Origin of the sequence: Paludibaculum fermentans (genome assembly GCF_015277775.1) — a bacterium.
Classification (GTDB): Bacteria; Acidobacteriota; Terriglobia; order Bryobacterales; family Bryobacteraceae; genus Paludibaculum; species Paludibaculum fermentans.
This window is the reverse complement of the sequence record NZ_CP063849.1, coordinates 5,203,574-5,226,742: the sequence shown is the minus strand read 5'-3', so window position 1 is coordinate 5,226,742 and position 23,169 is coordinate 5,203,574. Positions and strand designations below refer to the sequence as shown.

Here is a 23,169-nt window from a genome sequence, read left to right as displayed (position 1 = left end):
GCGGCTCGGACGGACGCTGGCGGCTCTGAGTGGCGTTTGCGGTGAGATTACGAGGTGGGGGGCGGAGATCCCCTTTGGGAGTTGGTTGGTTGGGGCCTTACGGTGACTCCCCCGCTCGTTGACACTCGCGGCTCTGTTCGGACTGGCGGCTCGGACGGACGCTGGCGGCTCTGAGTGGCGGCGGGCTGGTTGGCAGTTTGCGGCGGGATTGCGGGGTGGGGCTCCCGGATTCCTCTTTGGGGTTGGTTGGGGCCTTACGGTGACTCCCCCGCTCGTTGACACTCGCGGCTCTGTTCACACTCGCCGCGCTGTTCACACTCGCAGCGCTGTTCGCACTTGCGGTTCGGATGGACCTTCGCGGCTGGGGTTGATGCGGGCGGTTCGGGTTGACTCTGGTGGGTCTGGTTGCTTGCAGGTGGGGTTAGTAGGCGCCTCGGCCTAGGACTACTACCCGGAAGGTGCGGATCAGGATGTGGAGGTCGAGCCAGGGGGACCAGTTGCGGATGTAGTAGGAGTCCAGGATTTCCTGGACGTCGATGTCGCCATCGCTTCTGGCCGAGACTTGCCAGAGGCCGGTGAGGCCGGGTGTCACACTGGCCCGGAGACCCCGGAATTCCGGGGGGAAGGCGTCTAGATGGTAGGCGGGGAAGGGGCGCGGGCCGACGAGACTCATCTCGCCCCGGATGACGTGCCAGAGCTGCGGGAGTTCATCGAGGCTGAAGCGGCGGAGCAGGGAGCCCAGCCAGGGGATGATGCGCGGGTCCGACTTGAGTTTGAAGTACCTGGCCCAACTGGTTTGCTCATCGGGGTTGCGGGCGAGATGTTCCCGCAGGAGCTGCTCGGAGTTGGGGTGCATGGTGCGGAGCTTGAGCATGCTGAACAGGCGGCCGCTCTTGCCGGCGCGCGGCTGGCGGAAGAAGACGGGGCCGGGGCTGAGCAGCTTGAGGAGCAGCGCGGAAAGAGCGATGAGCGGGATGGCGAAGAGGAGAAGCGGCCAGGCGATGACGAGGTCCATACACCGCTTCATGGTGTGGTTGGACCGCATGAGGAGGTTCTTGTTGACCTCGAGCCCGAGGATGCCGCCCAGATCGCGCGGGGTGACCCACAGGCTCTGAATGCCCTGGAGGTTGGGGACGACGATGACGTGGGAGAAGGGCAGTTTCTGGATGAGCTTCGACTGACGGCCTTCGTCCATGCCGGGCAGCGCGACGATGATTGTCTCGATGGTGCTGCTGAAGCGGGGCGCTTCGTCGAGTGTTCCGGCGACAGGCACGCCAAAGATGCGGGTTTCCTCCAGGGCCGGATCATCGTCGAGGATGGCGGCGGGGCGGAGGCCGAGGCCGGGGTTTTCGAGGAGGTGGCGGATGATGTGGCGGCCGGTCTTGCCTCCTCCCAGGACGAGGACGGGGATGCCCATGACGCCGGCGTTGGAGAGGAAGTGGCGGGCGATTTCGTCGAAGAGGGCGGGCAGGATGAAGGCGAAGAGGCCGGTGCAGAGGACGATGCCGCGGGACCACTGGTGGCCCTGGACGAGGTAGTCCCAGGCGAGGAGGAGGCTGAAGACGACGAAGGTGGCCTGGACGCGTTTGCGGAGGCGCTCGGCCGGATTCATGCCATAGCCGGGGTAGAGATCGAGGAGGAAGTAGACCAGGGGGATGACGAGGACGCCGAGGGCGAGGCCTTTGTAGTGCTGGGGCTGGAACTCCTGGGGGAACCAGGGGAGGAGGAAGATGCGGAGGGAGTAGCCGAGGAAGAGGGAGAGCTCGAGGGCCGCGAGGTCGGCGAGGAGGATGGCCCAGGTGGCGCGCACGCGGCCGGAGGCGCGGACCTGGGGGCGAGAGGACGAGGAATCCGCGTCGAGCCGTGGCAGGGCGCCTCCGAGGGGCAGATCGGAGTCCGCGGGCGGACCGGCGGGGAGGCCGGCATGACTGGGGCGGGCTGTATGCACAACAAGTTTGTGTCGGAGCGCAGCCAGGAATCTCAGCTGCTTTGTTCGCCCCGCTGCCAACCAAGCAATTGTAAAGCGAAAAGGGCGACGAAGCGCGGATTGTACTTCAGATAGCGTTTCCAGAGGCGGCGCGGTTCGGAGGCGAGGCGGAAGAGCCATTCGAGCCCGAGGCGCATCATCCAGCGGGGGGCCTGGGGTTTCGTGCCGGAGAGGAAGTCGAAGGCGGCGCCGACGCCGAGCATGACAGCGGGGATACGGCCGCGGTGCTGGGCCATCCAGACGTCCTGCTTGGGCGAGCTGAGTCCCACGAATAGGATCCGGCAACCGGAGGTGGAAATTGCCTGAACGACGGCCTCGTCTTCCTGCGGAGTGAGCGGGCGGAACGGCGGAGCGTAGGAGTAGGCGATGTCGAGGTCAGGGTGCCGGCTCCGGACGGAGCGAAGCAGAGCATCCAGGACCTGTTGGCTTGCTCCATAGAATCCAACGGGGATTTTCCCACCAGCGGCCAGGCCGAGGGCCAGAGCCGTGAAGTCGGGTCCATAGACTCGGGTCGCCGCGCGAAGGCCTAGCCATTTGAGGCCCCAGACCAGCGGCATGCCGTCGGGCGTAACGAGGTCCGCGCCATTTACGATGGCACGATAATCGGGGCAGTCGAATGCCTCCATCACGTTATTGACGGTGGAGAAGACGACGTACCTGGACTCGGCTGCGTTCGCCCAGGCGACCACCTGGCCGGCGGCGCTGGCATAGGAGGTAGCGTCGACGCGCATGCCCAGGATGAGCCGGCTCGCCGGGCCTACGGTGATTGGAGCGACGTTGCGCATGGCTGTTGCGTTCAAACTTTTGCTCTGTCGAAGGAGAGCGCCACGGTATGGCCAAAAATAAGTTAGCGGTTGAATCCCGCGCCAGACGGTTCCGAACCCCGAGCTGGCGACTGCTGCTGTGTATTGTCGCGCCCGCAGAGAGCCGGGGCCTCGCCCGATTGATATTGCCAGGCGCCTGACACGCTCAAAGAGGGATTCGTACGGGCCAAATTGCGGGGCAGCAGGTTGAGTTCCCGAAGCGGCGCCCAGAACTCAAGCGATCGCCGGGGGATCAGACCCGTCATGATTTGCGCGAGCTGATCCGAGTCGAGGTTCGATCTGTACACGGCCAGATCGCTGAAGGAGCAATTCAGGCAACCGCTGCCGAATTCGAAACGGGACATCGGTTCGGGCTGGGCCGTTTGGTACTGCCCAACGAGGAGACCATCCAGGTAGACACGCAGGCTCCGAGTCGCGAACTGGTAAGAGACGGCGACATGGCGCCAAGTCCGGCCTGGTCCAACCGTGACGGGCACCAGGAGCGTTTCCGATTCGCCTTCCCTCAGAACCAGGTTCGTGGCGTGGCGTTCGAGCCGATAGCGTTCGCCCTGGTCAGAACCGAAGCGCAGATAGACACGCCATTCGTTCTCTCCCGCGTCCTGGATCCAGGCGGCCGAGGTCCAGGAGTCGCTGGCGCGGTCGAGCGCGATGTCGATTCGCCCCAACTCCAAGCCCTCACCCGCGGTTGGCGTCTGCCAGGAGCCGGGGGTGCTTTCCATGTCTTCCTGGGATGGGCGGTAGGCGATATCGAACAAGGAAAGAGGGATCGAGTTGAAGAAGTAGCTGTGTCCGGCATCGGTGGGATGCAGGCCATCCCGAGTCAGGCCGGGCAGCCAATTGCCCGTGGGGTCCGAAACGATACTCCAGAAATCCCACATGGGGACGCCCAGAGTTTCCTCCGTCCGGTATAGCTGAGAGATCAAGGCGATGTTGGTTGCGGTATAGAAATCGCTCGGGTACATGCCAACGACGATGGGGATGGCGCCGAGTTCCCGCGTCCTGCGGATGAGTTCCCGGGTGTTGGCGATGTAGCGGGACCAGGCGGCTTGCGGTGCATTCACGAACCCTTCGTTGAAGATGGAGGTGGCGAGGACCACGAAGTCTGGTTGCTGGGGCGTCACGTCGGAGTCGAAGCGAGCCAGCGAGGTGCTGGTGCCGCTGCCGCTGATGGAACTGTTGACGACCTCGAAGCCGCGGTTGCGAAGTTCCGAGGTGAGCAAGCCCACCCAGGAGAGCTCGTAGCGGGTGGCGCCGACTCCGGCCGCACTCGAAGAGCCGAGTACGACTACTTTCCGGGTGCCAGCCACTGGTGGGGCCTGGGCGATCCAGTTTGAGGCGAAGGAAGAGAGTGAACACGAGGGCTGCTGGGCGGGTTCCGCGGAAACGGGAACAGGTGAGGTTCCCCGGGCAAGGCCGGCGGCCGACAGGACCAGACAGAACAGCCTTAGCTGCCGATATACAGCGGCGAAGCTCTCACGGGACAATGCCTGCACTCCTCCTAGACGATCTCTCCTGTCAGTCTTGCCGCGGACGCCGATTCCGAGGTCGAGCGCCGGGCCGCGGACGATTCCGCCGGCAGCGGGGTCACCATCGAGGCCGGGATCCAGTAGGCGCCCAGCCGTCTGGCAATATCGCCGCAGAACTTATCATAGGGGCGCTGGAGAAGCAATGCAGGCAGGATGGAGCCGGCCAGCATGATGAGGAAGACCATTGGGCTCTCCATGGTCTGCCTGGCGGACAGCCCTCCGAACTTCTGTGCGAACCAGATGATGCCCCAACATGCGGGCCAATGGCCGAAGTAGATCAACATGGAACTGCTGCCGCCCAACTGCAGCAGGGGGTTCGAAAGCAGGCGTTCCAGGTTGCCGCGGTTGAACCAGACGCCGAGAACGAGCACGGCCAACAGTGGCAGGAACAGGGCATGGCCGGCCAGAAACCGTGTGGTGAAACTGCTGCCCATGACAGAGAGAAAGATCGCTGTCGCCAGTCCCGACGCAGCCAGAAACGAGTCGCCAGCCCACCAGTGTGGCTTGTCCGCCGGCTGCACTCGATTCGCGAGAAGAGCCAAAACTGAGCCGAACATCACCTCCAGGATTCGAAGGGGCGGGAACGCGTGAATGAACGAAGTCGCCTGGTCGAGCTCGGGGGCGACATGGACCGCCGGGTCACCGGGAAAAGAGTATTGGAACGATTGCCTGAAGTGCGTCACCAGCCACAGATTCGGAGCCAGGTCGATGATCCAGAAGAGCCCCATTGCAGCGAGCAGGGCGGCGGTGCTCCAGCGGGTCCAGCGGCGCGTCCACAGGATTGCGCCGTAGCCCAAAGCAAAGCTCGTGACCGCCCAAGCGGGAGAGTTGTAGAGGAGCTGGACCTTCGGGAAGAAGCCATGGACCATTGTGAGCCACAGGAGGCTGTGCACCGCGACGTCCTCCCCGCGAATCCTATCCAGCCCGATGAAGGCGGTGGGGACCATGGCCAGGAAACAGAGCGCATGTACGGGGTAGAGCTTCGTGATGCGCCGGGTCAGGAAGGAGCGGATGCGGACCCTTTTCCCGTAGAGGGACTGTGTCAGCAGGAAGCCGGAGAGAAGGAAAAAGAAAGATGTCGCAATCGACCTCGTTTGCAGGAGGTCCAGGAACGCGGCGGGCAGGCCGAGTGCGCCGAGCGGCCGAATGCCGAAATGTGCAAAGACAATCCACATTGCGGCGAAGAATCGCAGGGCATTGAGCGCCTGCGAATAGCGTGTCGGTTCGGTGTTCATTGGAGACAAACAGTCATGCGATGAGAGGTAATGACGGTTTGGCAGACTGCGCCTGGATCCGCGCGGACTGCAAATCGGCGAGCCAAAGCCGGGCCAGGTCCAGTTCTTCGGGGCGGAGGTAGCCGGAGGCCGTCATCTGCTCATAGCAGGCGTCGAGCTGAGCTGCCGGGTCGATGCCGGCGAGGGGCAGGCGGCTGAGCTTATCCATAATCGCAACGTTGTTCAGGTAGCCACTTACTTCATCCGCAAAGTCCCGGATGAGGCTGTGATCGTTGCGGCGCTGGAACATATTGGCGCCGCGGAAGGCCAGCCGCCCTCCGGACGCGAAGAGGCAGGCCTGGGCGACAAACGAGCGCCAGATGTCGGTCATGCGGAATGTGGCGCTGCAGGGTAGATAGAGGTAGGTGAATGCCTGCGGCCACCAGAGTGTGTTCTGCGAGTTGAAGGGGCACCAGGAGCCGGAGCCGAGCACTACGTCTTCGCCGCGGAAGAAGATGTCGCCTTCGGTTGTGAGCCGGTAGACTGCGTCCACGTCGGGGTTCTCGTCGGCGAGGAACTGTTGGATCGCGCAGGTCTGTTCAAAAGGGGGAGAGAGCGCGCAGTCCGTGCGAAGGCTCTCGTTGACGAACTCCAGCGGAAATCCACGAGGCCAAATTCGCGCCGAAGAGAAGTGACGATAGACGTTCTGCCAGCCGGCCGACTCGACACTCCGGGCGACGATTGCCGGGCTGACAGCGCCCGGATACCAGTCGTAGGGGATATTGTCGTCGTCCGTTTCGAGCAGAACTTCCGCCCCGTGCGCGATGGCGTAGAGGTACCCCAGATTTTTGCGGGCGTAGTGATTGAAGGGTGAGCGCTCGGCCAGGGCGAAGGGCAAGGTCTTTTGCTCGTCGACGCTGAGGAAACGAACACCAGGGTAGTGCCAATCGGGCGGCGTCTTCCGGTCGCCGACTACGAGGATCTGCCATTCAGGGCACAGCTCCGCGAGACGCCGCACCGTTTCGGTGGGCGGATTGATGGTGGTCACGACAATCCACCGGGCGTTATTCATGCAGTAAATTCCTTCGATCGATGATTCGTGAACGCGGGCTGGGCGGGGGCCCCAGGCAGACCCATGACGCGTGCAATCCGCTCCGCTGTTCTCTCCCAGGTGTAACGGCGAAGACATTCCGTCTGGCCCGCCTCTCCCATGCGCCGCAGCCGATCGGCGTTGCTGAAGGCATCCACTAAGCCCTCAGAGACAGCCTGGGCGGTGGGTTCCTGGATCAAAAATCCGAATTTCCCATTTCCGGTGAGTTCCGGCATGGCATTGCGGCGCATCCCCAGTACGGGGCAGCGGCACGCGAGTGCTTCGAGGTAGACGAGGCCCCATGGTTCGTAGAGCGCGGGCATGGCGAACAGGGCCGCCTGCTGAAACAAGGACTCCAGTTCGGACCAGGGCAAGGCGGTACGGAACTGGACTCCGGGCGTGCCCTCGATGGGGCCGCGAAACTCAGGTGGGGCGACCATGACCAAGCGGAGGCGCGGGTTCCTGGCGTGAGCCGTCCGGAAGGCCTCAAGGAGTAGAAGCCCGCCCTTTTCCACGAAGCGTTCCTTGGCGACAAACAGGATTGGGGCCTGGTCGAAGTTCTTCGGTCCATGGAAGGGGGCGATCTTGCCTCGACCGGTGCCCGCGGCGGTGACTCGTGCCGGATCGATCCCGTAGTGAGCGATGACGTTGTCGCGGACGTACTCGCCTACCGTGAAGATGTGCCGGGCCTGCTGGAATGTTTCTCTTTCGAGTGCGTCAAACAGGTCTTGCGCGTGCGGCGGGTCGGCGGCGGGGCGTTGGGCCCGCTGGAGCGCATAGGTGGAGTCGATGTAGACGTAGTGCTGGAAGCTGGAATTGCTGCTGCTGCCGGGCATCGAAAGTGTCGTCATATGCAGGGCGCGGCTGCACCCCGTGCCGGCCATGGATCTTTCCAGTTTGCGAAAGGCGGCAGACCGGGAGAGCCGAGCGCGGTGGAAGTCCCGTCCAAGGCCCTGGAGTGTCGCGGCGGCAAAGTGGAGGCCTTTCCAGAGGTTAGTTGAGGCGAGGTTGGCCGTTTGCACTGGAAGTCCCAGCGATTCCAGGGCGCGGACGATGTTGCTGGGTGTTCCGGACCAGCAGCGTGGGTTTCTTGGTTCGCCTTGGGGATGGGAAACGCAGATCATTTCAGGTCACCGGAGCCTTCATGGAAAGTAATAGCGGACGCCGCTGCTAGATTGCCACGCGACGTGATCGCTGCCCCTCCAAAGCGTCGTGATAGATGTCCATGAGCAACTGGTGATTCGTTTCGGGTTGATATCTGCCTTCGTACGCGGCGCGCGCGCTCTGCTGGAAATCCTTGCGAGGTGTCGAATCAGAGAACATTCGAGTGATGGAGGCAGCCAGCTGAACCGGATCTCCCGGTGAGCATAGAAAGCCGGTCTGGTTTTCCAGGACGAGTTCGGGCAAGGTGCCTACGCGAGAGGCGATGACGGGAAGTCCTGCCGAGTATGCCTCGATCACTACCAGCCCAAATGGTTCGTCGAGGATAGAAGGGACGACGAGGCACTCGGCCTCCTCCATAAGGCGAAGGATTTCATGACGACCGAGCTGGCCGGTCCATCGGATCTCCGCCCGGCCTGAATATGTGGACTGCAGTTCAGCGGCGATAGGCCCTTCGCCCACAATTGTGAGCGGCGGAGGCGATGGTAGCCGGTCCCAGGCATCCAGAAGGATGCGGAGACCCTTCTCCTCAGTCAAGCGCCCGACGAACAAGGCACCGGCTCTCTGTCGGTCAAGATTCGGGCTTGCGTTCTCAACGAAGTGGCGTTTGACGGCAACCTTCGCCGCCGGCAGCCCTGCCGCCACCACTCTGGTCTTCATCCAGTCAGAAAGGGCAATGAAGCGGTCGACTTGCTTTTGCCATGTGCCAGCGGCCCGGTGCAAGGCATACACGGCCGCGATTGCCGCTGTTGCGGCTGTGCTTTGCTGGTAGCAACGGTGACGGATAGCGGGCCACATCATCGGAGAGTCGAGACATTCTTCGCACTTGATTCCGTTTCGAAGAAACGTAGCGGCCGGGCAGAAGATCCGGTAGTTGTGAAGGGTCTGAACTACCGCGGCCCCCTTGGATTTTGCGGCCCGGATGATGGATGGAGACATCGCAGGGAAGGTGTTGTGAACGTGAACCACCTCGATGCGGTTGGCCTCCACCAATTGCCTCGTCTGCTGATAGATGCCTCGATTCCAGATCATCGACGACAGCCGTCCGGCCGTGCCCAGAATCTCGAAGTCCTTGTTCTGGGTGGCGAGGCAGAATACCTGATGACCGTGATGCTGCAAGAGGTGGGTCTCCGCCTCGAAGACGACATCCTCGCCTCCGCGTGCCCGGTAGAACGAGTGAGCAAGGAGAATGCGCATGGAGTAACTACGACTTGATGCCAGCGGCTCGGAGCGCGCTCTCGGCCCGCCTGATGATTTGAGCGTAATTCGTCTCTGGTTCTTCAGATGCGAGGACGATGAGAGTTAGGATCCCGATCGTCCCACCAAGAGACATGAGCGCGCCGACCCATGAGACGGCGAACAGGAACAAATGGATCAGGAGGCGATAGAAGTAGTTCCGGCCAAAATCCCGCAGCCCTTGCCTCACTACGATGAACCAGGAGAGCAGGAAGAGTGAGGCGCCTACAAACCCGCATGCCAAGCCGATATCCAGATAGCTGTTGTGAGCCTCTCCGGCCCACGCAACCGTGGCCAGTAGTTGTCCCCGGGCACCCCCAATGCCGTAGCCAAAAGCCCATGAGTTGAGGAGGATGTCCATAGCCGGAGCCCACAGGAAGCTCCGGCCGCTCAGAGTGCTGTCATTGATAGTCCGAAGATAGACGGAGTCCATATAGCCAAGAATTGGCTGGATGAGATCTCCCTGGAGTGCGATGAGAATGGCCGCTACCAGCGCGAACAGGAAGCAGTAGCTAAGCCCGACAATGGCCCGGCGTGCCACGGCTGTGTGATTCTTGACGATCGCAATTCCAAAAATAATGAGGGCTACGACGATGCTCGTCCTTGCGACAGTCAGGACGAGCACGGTCGCAAAAAACAGCTGAGTAGCCCAGTGTTTCGAAGTTCGCGGCGAGGCGCCCACCAGGAGCGCAATGCCCGCCATTTCGGCCAACAGGCCCGGATGAAGAGCCAGGACGGCCAGACGGCTTCGCCAATTGCCGTACTCACCGATGAAGAGCGGGTACATGTCCGGCAGGTACAACCCAACGCAGAGGCCCACGGCGACAGCGGAGAGCAACGTCCAATAGATAACGTTCAGAGTCCTGTCTGCTCCGAGTTGCCTGCTTGCAAGAACGATGGTGCAGAGGTTTGCGAGGTACAACCCCGCCTTTGCCGCGCTCAAGACGGGATAGAAGGAGTTGATGCTGGCGGCCAGGCAGATCAAATAGACGAGGGCCAGGAGGGTGTACGGCGGCTTGATCGGAATTCGGCGCTTCGAGAGGAGCTGTGCCCAGACAGCGAGGAACAAGGAAAGCCCAGTGCATGCTACTTCGAATGTCGCCTGAAGACCCAGGTCCGTAGCGAGTGGGTCTCTCGTCGTCAGTTTAAACAGCGCAATCGTCTGGAGTGCGATGGCCGCAATCGAAAGGTAGCGCGGCAGGGGCTTGGGGTCGGCAGGTGCGTGGCGCGCCGATGCTCCCGAAAGCTTGATAACGGTTTCGCCCGTGGGTAGGAATGTCACCTGCATGTGAGGTAAGGGTTGCTGCGTGCCCGGTGATGAGATCTTCTGCCCGCTAGGGCCGAAAGCAGGAGCCGCGTGGATAGCTAGGAGAAAAGGCGACTGAGGGAGTCGGTGAACCGCTTTACCGGATTCGGTCTCCACCAGAACCTGAGTCCCTGGATGGCGATGGCGTCAGGCAGCCTGGTGAGGATCGACCAGGCAATCCGGCGCTTCCGATCGGAGATGAGACTGACGTCCGGGCGCGCCTTCCCGTCCTTGGCGAGAAGGGAGAGCGCCAATTGGTACTCGGATCCTTCCGCTACTCGCCAACGATCCGGCTGTAGCGAGATGCCGTGGATCTCGCAAACAAACTCCGCTCTAGCCTTCCAGACATTCTCGAGGAATGCGACCGTCTTCTGAATGGACAGGGAATCCAGGGGGCCGGCAAGGCCCGTGAGGTTGTTGCCGTGCACGCGGTACATTGCAAGGACTTCGGGCACTGCCGCGACCTCTGAATAGAGGAGAGCCCGCTCCTGCACGATCCTGTCGGCCGAGCTCCGGAAGATAGGCGGGATCGGGAAGATCGACTTTGCGACCTCCGATCGCACCGAGAGCGCGGAGCAAGGGGGGAGACGCAGGCATTCGCCGTTGACGCAGCGGGGTGCTAGCCAACCACTGTCGAGCCTCGGTGGAAGGATCCGGCGAACGATTCGGCCATCGGTGTCTTCCGCGCGAAGTTGGTGCGTCACCATGCCCGCTGCGGGATTCTGCTGGAAGGCCTGCACGATGCGATCGAGTTTCGAGTCATGCCAGGTATCGTCCGCATCAATCAGCGCGATCAGCTGGCCTTTGGCCTGCTCATAGGCGCGATTGAGGGCGGAGGCCATTCCCCCGTTTGGCTGGGCAATGAACCGGATTCGATGGTCGCTCGCCGCAAACTCCGCGAGAACACGAAGCGAGTCGTCCGTGGAGCCGTCGTCACAAATGAGGACTTCAAAGTTTCCGTACGATTGCTGCAATACGCTGTTGAGGCAGTCGGGCAGGTATCGCGCGTAGTTGTAGTTCGCGACGAGTATGGACACCAGCGGATCCCGGGCGAGCGGCGGCAGGGGGAGGGGCCGGAGATCGGGCTGGACGGAGGAGTTAGTCACGGTCGAGCGGCTCCACGGAATCCTCGAAGACTTTCAGGGCCCGGGCGACTACCTGGTCCATGTTGTAGTAGCGGTAGTCGGCGAGGCGGCCGATGAAGATGGTGGTCCCGGAGAGGGCGGCTACCTCGGCCTGATATTTCTCATGGATGACGGCGCTTTCGGGGCGCGGTACGGGGTAGTAAGGCTCGTTGCAGCCCGGTTCGTGGGGCTGCGGATACTCGACGGCCAGCGTGGTCCCGGCAATTTCCTGGCCGGTCATGTGTTTGAACTCGGAGACGCGGGTGAAGAGCTCGGTATTGGGGTAGTTCACCTGGCCGCAGGGCTGGTGTTGGGCGGCGGGGACGTGAGGGAACTCGAAGCGGAGGCTGCGGTAGGGCAGGCGGCCGTGGCGGTGTTCGAAGAACTCGTCGACGGGTCCGGTGTAGACCATGCGGCGCCACTCGAGTCCGGGGGGCAGGGCGCGGTAGTCCGTGTTGAGGCGCAGCTGGATGTTGGGGTGGCTGAGCATGCGCTGGAACATGGCGGTGTAGCCGTCGCGGGGCAGGGCCTGGAAGCGGTCCTGGAAGTAGCGGTCATCCTCACTGACGTGGACGGGGACGCGGGCCATGACGGAGGGGTCGAGCTGGCGGGGCTCGAGGTCCCATTGTTTGCGGGTGTAGCCGGCGAAGACGTTGTCGTAGATGAAGCGGGCGAGGTGCTGGATCTCGGGGTCTGGGTGCTCGAGCATGCGCAGGATGGGCACCTTGACGTCCATGCCGTATTCGGCGATGAGGCGGGCCTGGAGGGCGGCGGCGGCGTCCGGCGGCCAGAGCTGGCGGAGGGACTGGAGGTTGAAGGGGACGGGGATGAGTTGGCCGTCGACGAGGCCGAGGGCGCGGTGCTGGTAGGGGCGCCATTCGGTGAACTGGGAGAGGTAGTCCCAGACGCGGACGGAGTTGGTGTGAAAGACGTGGGGGCCGTAGCGGTGGATGAGGACACCGTGGGGGTCGAGGGTGTCGAAGGCGTTGCCGGCGATGTGATCGCGGCGATCGATGAGGAGGACGGACTGATTGCGGACGGAGGCGATGCGCTCCGCCATGACGGAGCCGGCGTATCCGGCGCCGACGATGAGCCAGTCGAAGGTCATGCGGCGGCCTGCTCCCAGGTGCGCGGAGGCGCGAGGGGGTTGAGTCCGCGGCGGCGGAGGCAGATGAGGATGCCGAGGGTGACGGCGGCTTCGGCGGCGACGACGGAGCAGGCCATGCCGAGTCCGCCGAAGCGGGGGGCGAGGGCGCAGGCGCAGACGATGTTGAGGAGGCCGGCAGCGAGGAGGATGACGTTGAAGTCGCGTTCGAGGCCGAGGGGGAGCATCCACTGAATGCCGAGGACGTTGCTGACGGCGACGAGGGGGGCGAGGAGGGCGAGGATGCGGAGGATGGGGATGGCGGCCTCGTAGCGGGGTCCGAGGAGGATGGCGACGATCCAGGGGGCGGCGGCGGCGAGGAAGATGCCGAGGGAGAGGCCGAGGGCGAGCATGAGGAGGGCCGAGGCGCGGGTGGTGCGGCGGGCGGCGGCGGGGTCGTGTTGCATGAGGTAAGAGATGCGGGGGAAGAAGGTCTGATTGAGGGGGGCGAAGGTGGCCATGGCGGCGCGGATGAGGCGTTCGGCGGCGCCGAAGATGCCGACGGCGGCGGGGGCGGCGAAGAGTCCGAGGATGAGGACGTTGGCGGTGGTGTAGAGGCTGACGGCGCTGCGGAAGAGGAACATGCTGAAGCCGGCGCGGAGGGCGGCCCAGCCGGCGGCAGCGGAGGGGCGGGGGAGAGAGGTTTCGCGGGCGACGAGGAGGAAGCCGGAGAGGGTGGAGAGGATCGCCATGCCGGCCTGGAGGGCGACGGCGCGGCCTTCGTCGCCGGGGTGGTGGACGAGGAGGAAGAGTCCGGCGGCGGCGATGATTTTGGCGGTGATGTCGAGGCCGGCCATGACCTTCATGCGGCCCATGCCCTGGAAGTACCAGAGGGGGCTGGCGGCGAGGGCGAGGCCCCAGGCGAGGGCGGTCCAGAGGAGGGGGCCGCGGCCCTGGAAGGGGGAGCCCCAGAGGAGGAGCGGGGGGATGGCGCAGAGGGCGGCGGCGGCGAGGAGGAGTTGGCCGCCGAGGACTCCGCCGATGTGGGCGGCGCGTTGGGCGGGGTCGTGGCGGTTGCGGGCGATGTCGCGGGTGGCGGAGAGCTGGAAGCCGTATTCGACGAGCATGGCGGTGTAGCGGGCGAAGGCTTCGGCGAAGACGAGGGCGCCCCAGGCGGCCGGGCCTAACGTGCGGGTGAGATAGGGGAGGGTGAGGAGCGGGACGGCGAAGTTCATGGCCTGGACGCCGTAGAGGGCCAGGAGGTCGCCCAGGAGGGAGGACGGGGTGGACGGGCTGGGGGACGGGGTGGGCACGGGCTTACAGGGTGGACGGGCTTTGCCGGGTTGGTTCGTGGCGGCTGGAGGCTGGTTCGAGGGTGCGGCGGAGGGGGACGTTCACGCCCTGTCCACCTGCGATTGTCGCCTCTGATTGGAGTCGACTACGTTTCGGGACAGGGGATGAACGTCCCCAGCGAGGATGAACGTCCCCGCTCGCCTTAGGTCGCGGATTCGGAGGCGGCCTGGTACTTCTTGTAGTATTTGCCGTAGTAGCCGTAGTAGTAATAGTGATCCGAGTGGTGCTTCTTGACCTGATTCAGGACCAGGCCGATCACGTTGGCTCGCAGGTGCTGGAGCGTGGAGAGGGCGGCGGCTACCGCTTTGCGACTGGTTTCCCCGGCGCGGGTCACGACGATGACGCCGTCGGCGGAACTGGCCATTTGCAGGCTCTCCGCGAAGCCGAGCAGGGGCGGGGCGTCCAGGATCACCAGGTCGTAGTCGCGGGCCATCTCTTCCATCATGGGTCCCAGTAAAGTGCCGATCATGTCGGCGGCGCGGCGGCTGGGCGGACCGGCGGAGATGATGTCGAGGTAGGGGTTGTTGGCCGGGTGGACGATGACGTCGCGCCAACTGGTTTCGCCGTTCAGGACGTTGGACAGGCCGGTGTGGAGCTGGATGCCGAAGAGCTTGTGCTGCGAGGGGCGGCGCAGGTCGCAATCGATGAGCAGGGTCTTCTTCTGCTGCTCGGCGTGGGCGTAGGCGAGGTGGCCGGCGGTGGTGGATTTGCCTTCGCTGGCGGTAGCCGAGGTGAAGAGCAGGGTGCGGAGGCGGCGGTCGAAGTCGGTGAGGAGGACGGAGCTGCGGATGGTGCGGATCGCCTCTTCGTAGGTGGAGAACTGGCGGTCCATGACCTTGCCCGGGACTTTGACCAGGGCTCCGTCGGCCTGGAGGACTCCGGCTCCGTCGACGACGGCGGGCAGGATGAGCTCCTTGGTGTTCTTGACGGCGGGCAGGGTGCCGATGATGTGGGTCTTGAGGGTGCGGGTGACCTGCTCGGGGTCGCGGATGGTGTTATCCATCGTGTCGGTGAGGATGGCGACGCCGATGGCGAGCAGGGTGGAGAAGAGCAGGGCGAGCAGGAGGTTCAGGCTGAGCTTGGGGAAGACGGGTTTCCAGGCTGGGCGGGCGAGATCGGCGATGCGCACCATGTTGTTCTGGAAGCCGGCGTTGATGCCTGCCTCGCGGATTTTGCGGACGAGCTCGTCGTAGAGGTTCTTGTCGGCGTCGGCCTCGCGTTTGGCGCGCTGGTATTCGAAGCTGCGGAGGTTGAGGGTGTCGTACTCGCTCTTGGTTTCGGCGACGCTCTTCTGGAGCATCTGCTCACGAGCCTTGGCCTCGTTGTACTGGACCTCGACGCGCTTGATGGCGTTCTGGCGGGTGGCGTCGACCTGCTCCTGGATCTCCTTCACCTGGGCCTGGGATTTACGGTACTCGGGGTGATTGGGTCCGAAGTGGGACTTGACCTCGGCGAAGCGTTCTGAGGACTCGTTCAGGCGCTCCATGAGGCGGCGGATGGCCTCGCCCTGGGTGGAGACCTGGGCGGACTCGAGGGAGCCGGCGCGGGTGGAGTTGAAGGCGGCTTCGATGGCGACGCGGTCGGACTGGGCCTTGGTGTATTCGGTGTTGAGCTGGAGCAGGCGGGAGGAGAGGATGTTGGTCTTCTCCTCGGGGTTGATGACGTTGAGTTCGCGCTCCATCTGGGCGAGGCGGCCGGAGGAGGATTCCATTTTGGCGCGGAGTTCCTCGATCTGGCGCTCCATGAATTTGGAGAGGGAGACGGAGCTGCGGATGCGGATGTTGTAGGTGTGCTCGATGTAGCTTTGGGCGATCTGGTTGGCGACGTCGGCGGCGAGTTGGGGGTCAGTGGAGCGGTAGCTGATCTGGAGCAGGTAGGTGTTGGGGGGGCGGGTGACCTTGAGCTGCTTGAGGAGGATGGGGGCGTCCTTGGCGCGGGCGGTGTCGGACTCCTGCTTGATCTGCTTTTCGCGTTCGAGGAGGCTGTAGCGCTGGGCGACGGGGCGGACGACGGAGTCGCTCTGGATGAGGCGGATCTGGGAGGCGAGGAAGGACTCGGCGTCGAGGGTGGAGTAGGCCTGGCTTTGGGATTCCTGGCCGACGATGCCCTTGGCTTCCTGGCGGTCGACGTAGAGGGTGGAGGTGGATTCGTAGACGGGGGTGAGGCGGAGGCTGACGACGGCCGTGGCAATGAGCATGACGGCGACGAACGCCACGATCTTCCAGACGTGGCGGCGGAGGATCCAGAGGTAGTGCGAGAGGGGCAGGGAGACCTGATCCGCATCGCTTTCCGACAAGATGACGGTGGCGGGCGCCAGCGGCGACTGCTGGTAGGCCATGGCGGGCGTCATGCGCCGCACGGGTCCGGTGAGATCCAGCGCGTCGAATTTATCTTCAGGCATAAGGAATTACCGCATCCCCTTCCAATTCCACCGCTACCGAGCGTTGCAGCAGGTGGAGGTGTACGACCAAATGATTCTCGTTCTTAATGCGGGCGAGAACGCCCTGGAGGCCGGCGAGCGGGCCGTCGCGCACTTCCACGCGCTGGCCTTCGCGAAGGAGGGCCATGCAGCGGAGGCGGCGGCGGGCGTCGAGCATGCGTTTGACGGCGTCGATCTCCGCGACGGGGATAGGCTCCGGGGTTCCGTGGAAGCCGACGAAGCCTAAGACGCCGGGGGTATCGACGATGCGGTAGGGAATATCGAGAGAAACACGGCAGAATAAATAGCCGGGAAAAAGCGGAATATCCAGTAATTTGACGCGGTCGGACCAATTGCGGCGGGTGCGGGCGAGGGGGAGGAACTCCTCCAGGCCGGCGAGGCGCAGAGTTTCGGCCGCAGCCTTCTCCGCGTTGGGCCGGACGCGCAGGGCGTACCAGTTTGGCGGATTGTGAGATAGCTCGTTTTGAGACAAAGCTGCCGCTCAGCAAGCCCCATGCAAGTGGTAGTATTTTCACCTACACGAAGGGCCGACCGTCCTTAAAATAATAATTCCTAATCCTAACGCAGGCGAGGTACTCTGTCCATGCTGTAGGCGGGACAGCCTCCATCAATATCGTGACGGCGGGGCGGGTTATTCTCACGAGAAATCGAAGCCGGGGCGGAGTGCGAGGAGGCGGGTAAAGTGTAGTGGAACTTACGTTTGAGCAGGTTTGCGGCGGGCGTCGGACCCAAACAGGTGGAGCGGGCGGCGCTGATCTCTCTCGTGTTGTCAGGACTACAGGTATAGTCTAAGAGGAGAATTAGACGAGGTCCTATCCTAGGATCTAGGATAGCCCGCTATAGTAAAGTTAGACTGGTCTTTCCATCCATGCGATATCTAGCCGTGCCCCTGTTGACTATGCTGGCCGCCGGACAGGCCCTGGCCGGGCAGGAAGCGCCTGCCGCTCCAGAGCTGGGAGCGACTCCCGTGGCGATGCAGATGGTGCTGCCGACCCTGGCGGGGATCTGGGTGTATGCCAATCCGAACGCCAAGAAGAATGGCGATGTTTATCAATGGGTTGCGGCGAAAGCGGAGATTACGCAGGAAGGCGACAAGGTGCAGGGGACGTATGAATGCACCTATGCGGTGCCGCCGGGCGAGAAGTTGAATCCGAAGGTGAGTTTCCGTTTCGAGGGCAAGCTGGTGAGTGAGGTGGTGAGTTTCGACCTGAAGCCTCCGCTGAAGGGGACGTTCAAGATTCTGAAGACGTCGGCGGCGGAGTTAACGGTGAGCTACTACATCCAAAACGCGGCGAAGCAGGGGATCAACTTCGGAGAGATTCCGGAGAACGATCCGCAGCCGCTGTCGCGCCAGGCTCAGTAACCGAGTCAACCAAAAAATGGTACAACGCGCCTTGGCATGGGGTGTCCTGGCTGTCCTGTTGATCCTGACGATCTTCGGGATCGTCCACAACGGGCTGGCGGGGCAGAGCGTGTGGGCTCCGGTTGGGCTGGCGCGATTCGCAGGATTCGCCGTATTCTATGCCCTGTTCACCGGAGTGATGCTGCTGAAGGCGCCTAGGTGGTATCTGCCGGCGCTGGCGGGGTCGATGGTGATCTACACGATGCTGGCGGTGGGGCCCCTGGCTCCGCTGGCGGTGGGGTATTTCGGGGCATCGTGTTTCGCGATTGGCGGGATCTGGTTCCGGCGGCATCCGGCGTTCACGGCGCGCAGTCCGCAGATGGCGGTGCTGACGGGGCTGGCCACCTGGGTGTTTTTCGTCCTGGTGACGGCGGGCCTGCCGATTCATTACCGGGCGCTGTACTGGATTCTGCCGGCGATCCCCATCTACTACGCGTTGCGCTATCAATGGCTGCCGGCGCTGGAGTTTGACTACCCCAAGACAGCGCACGACCTGGCTCCGCTTTCGGTGGCGCTGTTCCCGCTGGCCTGCCACTGGCTGGTTGTGCTGAAGCCGGAGGTGAGCGCGGACGGGCTGGCGATGCACACGGTGATTCCGTCGAGGATGACCTACGCGCATTCGTGGAATTTCAATATCCACGAGTTTATCTGGGCGGTGATGCCGATGGGCGGCGATTTCCTGTACTCCATCGGGTGGCAGATGGCGGGGGAGTACGGGGCGCGGCTGCTGAATCTTGGCGTTTTGGCATTGATTGTGTGGATTCTGATGGAGCGGCTGCACGCGCGGGTCCCGGGGTGGATCGCGAGCCTGCTGGCGGCGGCGTTTCTGTCCACGCCCCTGACGCAGCAGGTGACGGGCTCGCTGTTCGTGGAGAATCTGGAAGCGGTGGTACTGCTTGGGGCGGCGCTGCTGTTGCGGGTGCACGTGAAGGAGCGGCGCGGGGTGTACTTCTACGCGTGCTGTTTCCTGACCGGGATCGCGATGGCGACCAAGCTGGGTGCGCTGGCCTTTGCGCTGCCGCTGCTGGCGGCCGCCGTGGTGCTGGTGAAGTTCCGGCACCTGGTGCTGGGTTTGCCGATCGCGGTGCTGGTGGGGGGCTACACTTACGTTTCGGCGTGGGTGCGGACGTCGAATCCGGTTTTCCCATTTTTCAACGCGGTGTTCCACTCGCCGCTGTATGACGTCCAGAAGAACTTCATCGATGTCCGGTTCGCGACGCCGCCCTCGTGGCGGTTGTGGTACGACCTGACGTTCCACACGTCGCGGTATCTGGAAGGGTTGGACGGGGGTTTTGGGTTCTTCTTCTTTCTGTTGGTGCCGGTGGCGCTGGTCGGAGTCAGGCGGCGGTGGCCGAGGACCGGCTTCGTCTTGCTTTGGGTCGGGCTGGCCGGGTTGGCCGGAACCTTCGCGCGGCAGTCGAACCTGAGGTATGCGTACCCGGCGCTGCCGATGCTGACCCTGCTGATTGGGATCGCGATCTCCTCCTTCCGGGCGCACGGGCCCGAACTGGGCCGAGCCCTGGGCTGGGCGGCGGGCCTGACGGTGGTGCTGAACCTCTTCTTCCTGCCGTCGGCGGGGTGGTATCACCGGGAATTCGCCCTGAACCAGGTTCTGAGCCGTAAGCCGGTGGACGAGTATCTGGCGGTATCGGCGCCCGAGCGGAAGCTGGTGGATTGGCTGAACGCGCACGATCCGAACGAGAGGGCGGCGTGGATGGAGAACAACGCGGTGGCGGATTTCCATGGGTATGCGTTCACCAATTCGTGGCATAGCGTCCTGTTCTCAACACGTCTGAGGGAGTCGACCTCGCCGGAGGGACATTCCTGGCTGGCGCAGGATCTGAAGATCAAGTATTTCCTCGCGCCCTCGGCATCGAGTCCGAAGCCGGCGACGAATGTGTATTCGAGAGATTTCCTGGATGCGTTCACAAAACCGGTGGCGTCCTTTGGCGATATGGAATTGCGGCAGTGGGCTCCGCCAGCGCCTGGGATGCAGGGGCCGCCTCCGGCTTTTGCGCCGCCGGGGACATACGACGAAGTGACCCGGTTCAGCCATTTTTCGGGGCGCTGGTCGAGGGATTTGCAGTTTACGCAGGCGTACGAGGGCACGCTGGTGTACACGAACGACACGCGGTCGAGGCTATTGATCCGGTTCCGGGGACGGTCGATCCAGTTGAAGTACACGGCGGCGGCGAACCGGTGTTCGGGGCTGGTGTCGATCGACGAGGGCGAAGAGAAACCTGTGAACGAGTTCTCGCTGGAGACCAAGTGGCAGACGCTGTCACCGGAGTACGACGCCGGGAATCCAGGGGAGCACCTGATGCAGTTGCGGTTTCCGGAAGGCGTGAGCAAGATTCCGATCGCCAGTTGTTATCTTGACCTGGATGGGTTCATCGTCCGCTGACCGGTGCGGGCTGCGCTGACCAACCGGGCAGAGGACGCTACCATAGATAAATGGACAACGTGGCTTCGCCGACGCAGGCGGTGATGGAACTGGAGCGCGCGTATCTCTTGCAGAATTACGGGCGCTATCCGCTGGTGCTGAAGAGAGGAAGGGGTTGCTGGCTGACCGACTTGGAAGGCAAGCGCTACCTGGACCTGATTTCCGGCATTGGTGTGAATTCGTTAGGGTATGCCCATCCGCGCATCTTGCGAGTGATGAAAGAGCAAGCAGGGCAACTGATTCACAGCTCGAATCTGTACTACCACGAATACCAGGGCCCACTCGCAAAGAAGTTGTGTGAGACCAGCGGGTTACAGAGAACGTTCTTCTGTAATTCGGGTACTGAAGCGATTGAAGGCGCCATCAAGATGGCGCATTCCCATGGGCGCCGGATCGATCCGGAGAAGACCGAGATCGTGGCCCTGGAGAACAGCTTCCACGGACGGACGATCGGCGCGTTGTCGATCACGGGCCAGCCGAAGTACCGCAAGGACTTCGAACCGTTAATGCCCGGTGTGAAGTTCGTCAATATGTGCGACGAAGCCGGGTTGGAAGCGGCGATTACGGACAAGACGGCGGCGGTTTTCCTGGAGACGATTCAGGGAGAGGGCGGCATCTATCCCATGCCGGCGGAACTGCTGCGCAAGGCGAGAGCCCTGACGGAGCAGCATAATGCGCTGCTGGTGTTCGATGAGATCCAATGCGGGATCGGCCGTCCGGGCACCCATTTCGCCTACCAGTTGCACGAACCGGCGATTCTGCCTGACATCGTGACCATGGCCAAGCCCATCGCATGCGGTCTGCCGCTGGGCGCGATCCTGTGCAATGAGAAGGCCGCGGCGTCGATTGCGCCGGGCATGCATGGGACGACGTTCGGGGGCGGGGCGCTGGCGTGCCGGGTGGCGCTGGAGTTCTACGAGATCCTGGAAGAGCTGCTGCCGCAGATGCGGCGGGTGGGTGCGTATTTCCTGGACGGGTTGCGCGTCTTGCAGCAGAAGCACTCCATTGTGAAGGACGTGCGCGGATTCGGGCTGATGATCGGTGTCGAGATCGATTTTCCATGCCGTCACTTTGTGAAGCAGGGCATGGAGTTAGGGTTGCTGTTCAATGTCACGCACGACAACGTGGTGAGAATGCTGCCGCCCTACATCATTACCGAGAAGGAAGTGGATCGCGCTCTGAAGGGATTGTCGCGAATCTTCAAGCACGGTAAGCCGCAGGAGTAACTGACGGGATTTGTCGAGTTAACGGGCCAGGCGGACCGCCAGCATGGTGAGGTCGTCCGCCAGCGCCCGGCCGCCGGTCCATTCCTGGACCGCGCCGCGGACGGCAGTAATCAGCGCTTCCGCGGATGCCGTGGGGTTTGCGGAGAGGACCGACATCAGCTGGCTCTCTCCGAATTCCTGGCCGTCGGTGTTTTCGGCTTCAGTGAGCCCATCGCTGTACAAGAACAACAGATCGCCGGGGTGGAGCTGCGTCCGGTGCTCCGAGTAGGGGAACGACGGCAGGATGGCGAGCACAGGGCCACCATCTTCCAGCAGTTCCACCTGCCCCGCGCTCCGCATCAGGATGGTCGGATTGTGCCCTGCGTTGGTGTAGAGCAACTCGCCTGTGGCTGGATCGAGAATCGCGAGGAAGAAGGTGATGAAGCGGTTGCGGGGGCAGTAGGAAGAGAGACCGCGGTTGAGGCTGCGCACGAGGCTGGCGGTGGAAACCGCGGACTCCACCAGCGAGGTGACGCGGGCCTGCAAGCTCGCCATGAGAAGGGCGGCCGGCATCCCCTTGCCTGCGACGTCGCCAATGGCGATGGCCAGGCGGTTGTCCGGGGTCAGAAGGTAGTCGAAGTAGTCGCCGCCGACGGTGCGGCAGGCGGCGTTGAAGCCGGCCATGTCGATGCCGGGGAGGTCGGGCGGAGCGCCGGGGAGGAGTCCCTGCTGGATGTGCGCGGCCTGTTCGAGCTCGGCTTCGCGCAGGCGATCCTGCCGTTCGATGTCGACGAGCCGCTCGTGTTCGATGCGGATGGCCGCGACATTGGAGATGACGGTGAGCAGGTCCAGGTCACCGGGAGAGAAGGAGTGGACAAATTCGCTGGCGTCCACGTAGATGAGCCCAAAGACGCGGTCTTCGGTCTGAAGGGGCACAGCCATGAAGGAGCGGACGCTTTGCGTGACGATACTGCGGCGGTCGCGCAGCGATTCCTCGAGGCTGGTATCGCGCACGAGGAGTGACGCCCGCTGGTCGATGACGCGGTCGCGAATGGCGCTGCTGATGCGGAAGCCTTCGCCGCGGGAGGCGCGCGCGACGAGAGTGGCGTTGTCGAGGGTGAGAACGATGCCGCGTTCGGCGCCGGAGGCCTCAATCGCCAGATCGAGAATCAGCGGGAACAGTTCCGCCAGCGGGCGGCGAGCGGCGAGTTCCCGGCCGGCGTGCAACAGGATGGAGATCGTACGGTCGGAACGGGCGGCGCCGGCGACGTGGGCGGAGAGGACGCTGGCGAGATTGGTGGAGGCGGTCAAGCGGAATGGCGAGCTGTCTTCATCGAAGATGGGGGGAGCGGGCGCCGGCGGCGGTCCGGCGGAGCGGAACTGGATGCGTACGCGGCCAGCGGAGATGACGTCTCCGGGTGACAGAGGTCGGCGGTTAGGGATCCGTGCGCCGTTGACGAAGGTGCCGTTCTTGCTGCCCAGATCGGTGACAAACCAGTTGCCAGGTGAGGATTCGAAAAGCAGGTGGTGGCGCGAGAGCGAGTCGTCCTCGGGGAACGGCAGATTGTTGTCCCCGGAGCGTCCCAACGAGAGATGGCCCTGATCCAGCGTCAAGCTGCGGACGCTGCCGTCGGGCGCGGTAATTGCCAGTTCAGGCATTGAGCTAGATTATCGCGCAAGGTGAAGGCTGATTGGATAGGGCCCTCACGGTTTCGGCGCCGTGCGGAAGGCAGCTCCACCCCTGCACGGGAGGAGGAAGAAGAAAGCCGCCGGG

Annotated in this window: 17 protein-coding genes; 3 read left to right on the top strand and 14 right to left on the bottom strand. The window is 63.4% G+C overall.

What is annotated here, in order from left to right; translation table 11 throughout:
• Nucleotides 1–421: 421 nt before the first annotated feature.
• The 13 genes from IRI77_RS20495 to nusG all read right to left on the bottom strand — a co-directional run bounded on the left by IRI77_RS20495 (nt 422) and on the right by nusG (nt 16,817).
• The gene (locus tag IRI77_RS20495) at nt 422–1,948 is read right to left on the bottom strand and encodes an exopolysaccharide biosynthesis polyprenyl glycosylphosphotransferase (RefSeq protein ID WP_194453941.1); all 1,527 of its coding nucleotides are present in this window, start codon (nt 1,946–1,948) and stop codon (nt 422–424) included.
• Nucleotides 1,949–1,980: 32 nt separating this feature from the next.
• On the bottom strand, nt 1,981–2,772 hold the full coding sequence (locus IRI77_RS20490; RefSeq protein WP_194446887.1) for a WecB/TagA/CpsF family glycosyltransferase: 792 nt from the start codon (nt 2,770–2,772) through the stop codon (nt 1,981–1,983).
• Between the two features lie 62 nt (nt 2,773–2,834).
• Nucleotides 2,835–4,118, bottom strand: a complete 1,284-nt coding sequence (locus IRI77_RS20485; protein ID WP_194446886.1) for a GDSL-type esterase/lipase family protein — start codon at nt 4,116–4,118, stop codon at nt 2,835–2,837.
• A 191-nt stretch (nt 4,119–4,309) separates the two neighbouring features.
• The gene (locus IRI77_RS20480) at nt 4,310–5,572 is read right to left on the bottom strand and encodes an acyltransferase family protein (RefSeq protein ID WP_194446885.1); all 1,263 of its coding nucleotides are present in this window, start codon (nt 5,570–5,572) and stop codon (nt 4,310–4,312) included.
• A 13-nt stretch (nt 5,573–5,585) separates the two neighbouring features.
• A complete protein-coding gene (locus IRI77_RS20475; protein ID WP_194446884.1) occupies nt 5,586–6,623 on the bottom strand; it encodes an STELLO glycosyltransferase family protein in 1,038 nt (345 codons plus the stop codon).
• A complete protein-coding gene (locus IRI77_RS20470) occupies nt 6,620–7,525 on the bottom strand; it encodes a glycosyltransferase family 4 protein (RefSeq protein WP_194446883.1) in 906 nt (301 codons plus the stop codon). Before IRI77_RS20470 ends, IRI77_RS20475 begins: the two co-directional genes overlap by 4 nt.
• Nucleotides 7,526–7,811: 286 nt before the next feature.
• On the bottom strand, nt 7,812–8,999 hold the full coding sequence (locus tag IRI77_RS20465; RefSeq protein ID WP_194446882.1) for a glycosyltransferase: 1,188 nt from the start codon (nt 8,997–8,999) through the stop codon (nt 7,812–7,814).
• A 7-nt stretch (nt 9,000–9,006) separates the two neighbouring features.
• Nucleotides 9,007–10,461, bottom strand: a complete 1,455-nt coding sequence (locus IRI77_RS20460) for an O-antigen ligase family protein (RefSeq protein WP_194446881.1) — start codon at nt 10,459–10,461, stop codon at nt 9,007–9,009.
• Nucleotides 10,404–11,450: a glycosyltransferase family 2 protein gene (locus tag IRI77_RS20455; RefSeq protein ID WP_194446880.1), complete on the bottom strand. Its 1,047-nt coding sequence runs from the start codon at nt 11,448–11,450 to the stop codon at nt 10,404–10,406. Before IRI77_RS20455 ends, IRI77_RS20460 begins: the two co-directional genes overlap by 58 nt.
• Complete coding sequence (gene glf / locus IRI77_RS20450) at nt 11,443–12,576, bottom strand: UDP-galactopyranose mutase (RefSeq protein WP_194446879.1); 1,134 nt, start codon at nt 12,574–12,576, stop codon at nt 11,443–11,445. The genes IRI77_RS20455 and glf overlap by 8 nt, the downstream gene beginning before the upstream one ends.
• A complete protein-coding gene (locus IRI77_RS20445) occupies nt 12,573–13,865 on the bottom strand; it encodes an oligosaccharide flippase family protein (RefSeq protein WP_194446878.1) in 1,293 nt (430 codons plus the stop codon). The genes glf and IRI77_RS20445 overlap by 4 nt, the downstream gene beginning before the upstream one ends.
• 182 nt (nt 13,866–14,047) lie before the next feature.
• Nucleotides 14,048–16,306, bottom strand: coding sequence for a GumC family protein (locus tag IRI77_RS20440; RefSeq protein WP_194446877.1), 2,259 nt, complete (start codon nt 16,304–16,306; stop codon nt 14,048–14,050).
• Nucleotides 16,299–16,817: a transcription termination/antitermination protein NusG gene (gene nusG / locus IRI77_RS20435; RefSeq protein ID WP_194446876.1), complete on the bottom strand. Its 519-nt coding sequence runs from the start codon at nt 16,815–16,817 to the stop codon at nt 16,299–16,301. Before nusG ends, IRI77_RS20440 begins: the two co-directional genes overlap by 8 nt.
• 411 nt (nt 16,818–17,228) lie before the next feature.
• On the opposite strand from nusG, the gene IRI77_RS20430 reads away from it, so the two are divergent.
• The 3 genes from IRI77_RS20430 to IRI77_RS20420 are packed head-to-tail and all read left to right on the top strand — an operon-like array spanning nt 17,229 to nt 21,416.
• Nucleotides 17,229–17,708 carry a hypothetical protein gene (locus IRI77_RS20430; RefSeq protein ID WP_194446875.1) on the top strand — a complete coding sequence of 160 codons (480 nt, stop codon included), beginning with the start codon at nt 17,229–17,231 and terminating at the stop codon, nt 17,706–17,708.
• Between the two features lie 16 nt (nt 17,709–17,724).
• On the top strand, nt 17,725–20,151 hold the full coding sequence (locus IRI77_RS20425; protein WP_194446874.1) for a hypothetical protein: 2,427 nt from the start codon (nt 17,725–17,727) through the stop codon (nt 20,149–20,151).
• Nucleotides 20,152–20,201: 50 nt separating this feature from the next.
• On the top strand, nt 20,202–21,416 hold the full coding sequence (locus tag IRI77_RS20420; protein WP_194446873.1) for an aspartate aminotransferase family protein: 1,215 nt from the start codon (nt 20,202–20,204) through the stop codon (nt 21,414–21,416).
• Between the two features lie 18 nt (nt 21,417–21,434).
• On the opposite strand, the gene IRI77_RS20415 is transcribed toward IRI77_RS20420, so the two are convergent.
• Complete coding sequence (locus tag IRI77_RS20415) at nt 21,435–23,054, bottom strand: SpoIIE family protein phosphatase (RefSeq protein ID WP_194446872.1); 1,620 nt, start codon at nt 23,052–23,054, stop codon at nt 21,435–21,437.
• Nucleotides 23,055–23,169: the final 115 nt, after the last annotated feature.

Coding starts and splice junctions, on each gene's coding strand:
- IRI77_RS20475 (WP_194446884.1), bottom strand. CDS start 6,623: ATGAATAACGCCCGGTGGATTGTCGTGACCACCATCAATCCGCCCACC.
- IRI77_RS20420 (WP_194446873.1), top strand. CDS start 20,202: ATGGACAACGTGGCTTCGCCGACGCAGGCGGTGATGGAACTGGAGCGC.
- glf (WP_194446879.1), bottom strand. CDS start 12,576: ATGACCTTCGACTGGCTCATCGTCGGCGCCGGATACGCCGGCTCCGTC.
- IRI77_RS20440 (WP_194446877.1), bottom strand. CDS start 16,306: ATGCCTGAAGATAAATTCGACGCGCTGGATCTCACCGGACCCGTGCGG.
- IRI77_RS20415 (WP_194446872.1), bottom strand. CDS start 23,054: ATGCCTGAACTGGCAATTACCGCGCCCGACGGCAGCGTCCGCAGCTTG.
- IRI77_RS20480 (WP_194446885.1), bottom strand. CDS start 5,572: ATGAACACCGAACCGACACGCTATTCGCAGGCGCTCAATGCCCTGCGA.
- IRI77_RS20465 (WP_194446882.1), bottom strand. CDS start 8,999: ATGCGCATTCTCCTTGCTCACTCGTTCTACCGGGCACGCGGAGGCGAG.
- IRI77_RS20490 (WP_194446887.1), bottom strand. CDS start 2,772: ATGCGCAACGTCGCTCCAATCACCGTAGGCCCGGCGAGCCGGCTCATC.
- IRI77_RS20425 (WP_194446874.1), top strand. CDS start 17,725: ATGGTACAACGCGCCTTGGCATGGGGTGTCCTGGCTGTCCTGTTGATC.
- IRI77_RS20470 (WP_194446883.1), bottom strand. CDS start 7,525: ATGGCCGGCACGGGGTGCAGCCGCGCCCTGCATATGACGACACTTTCG.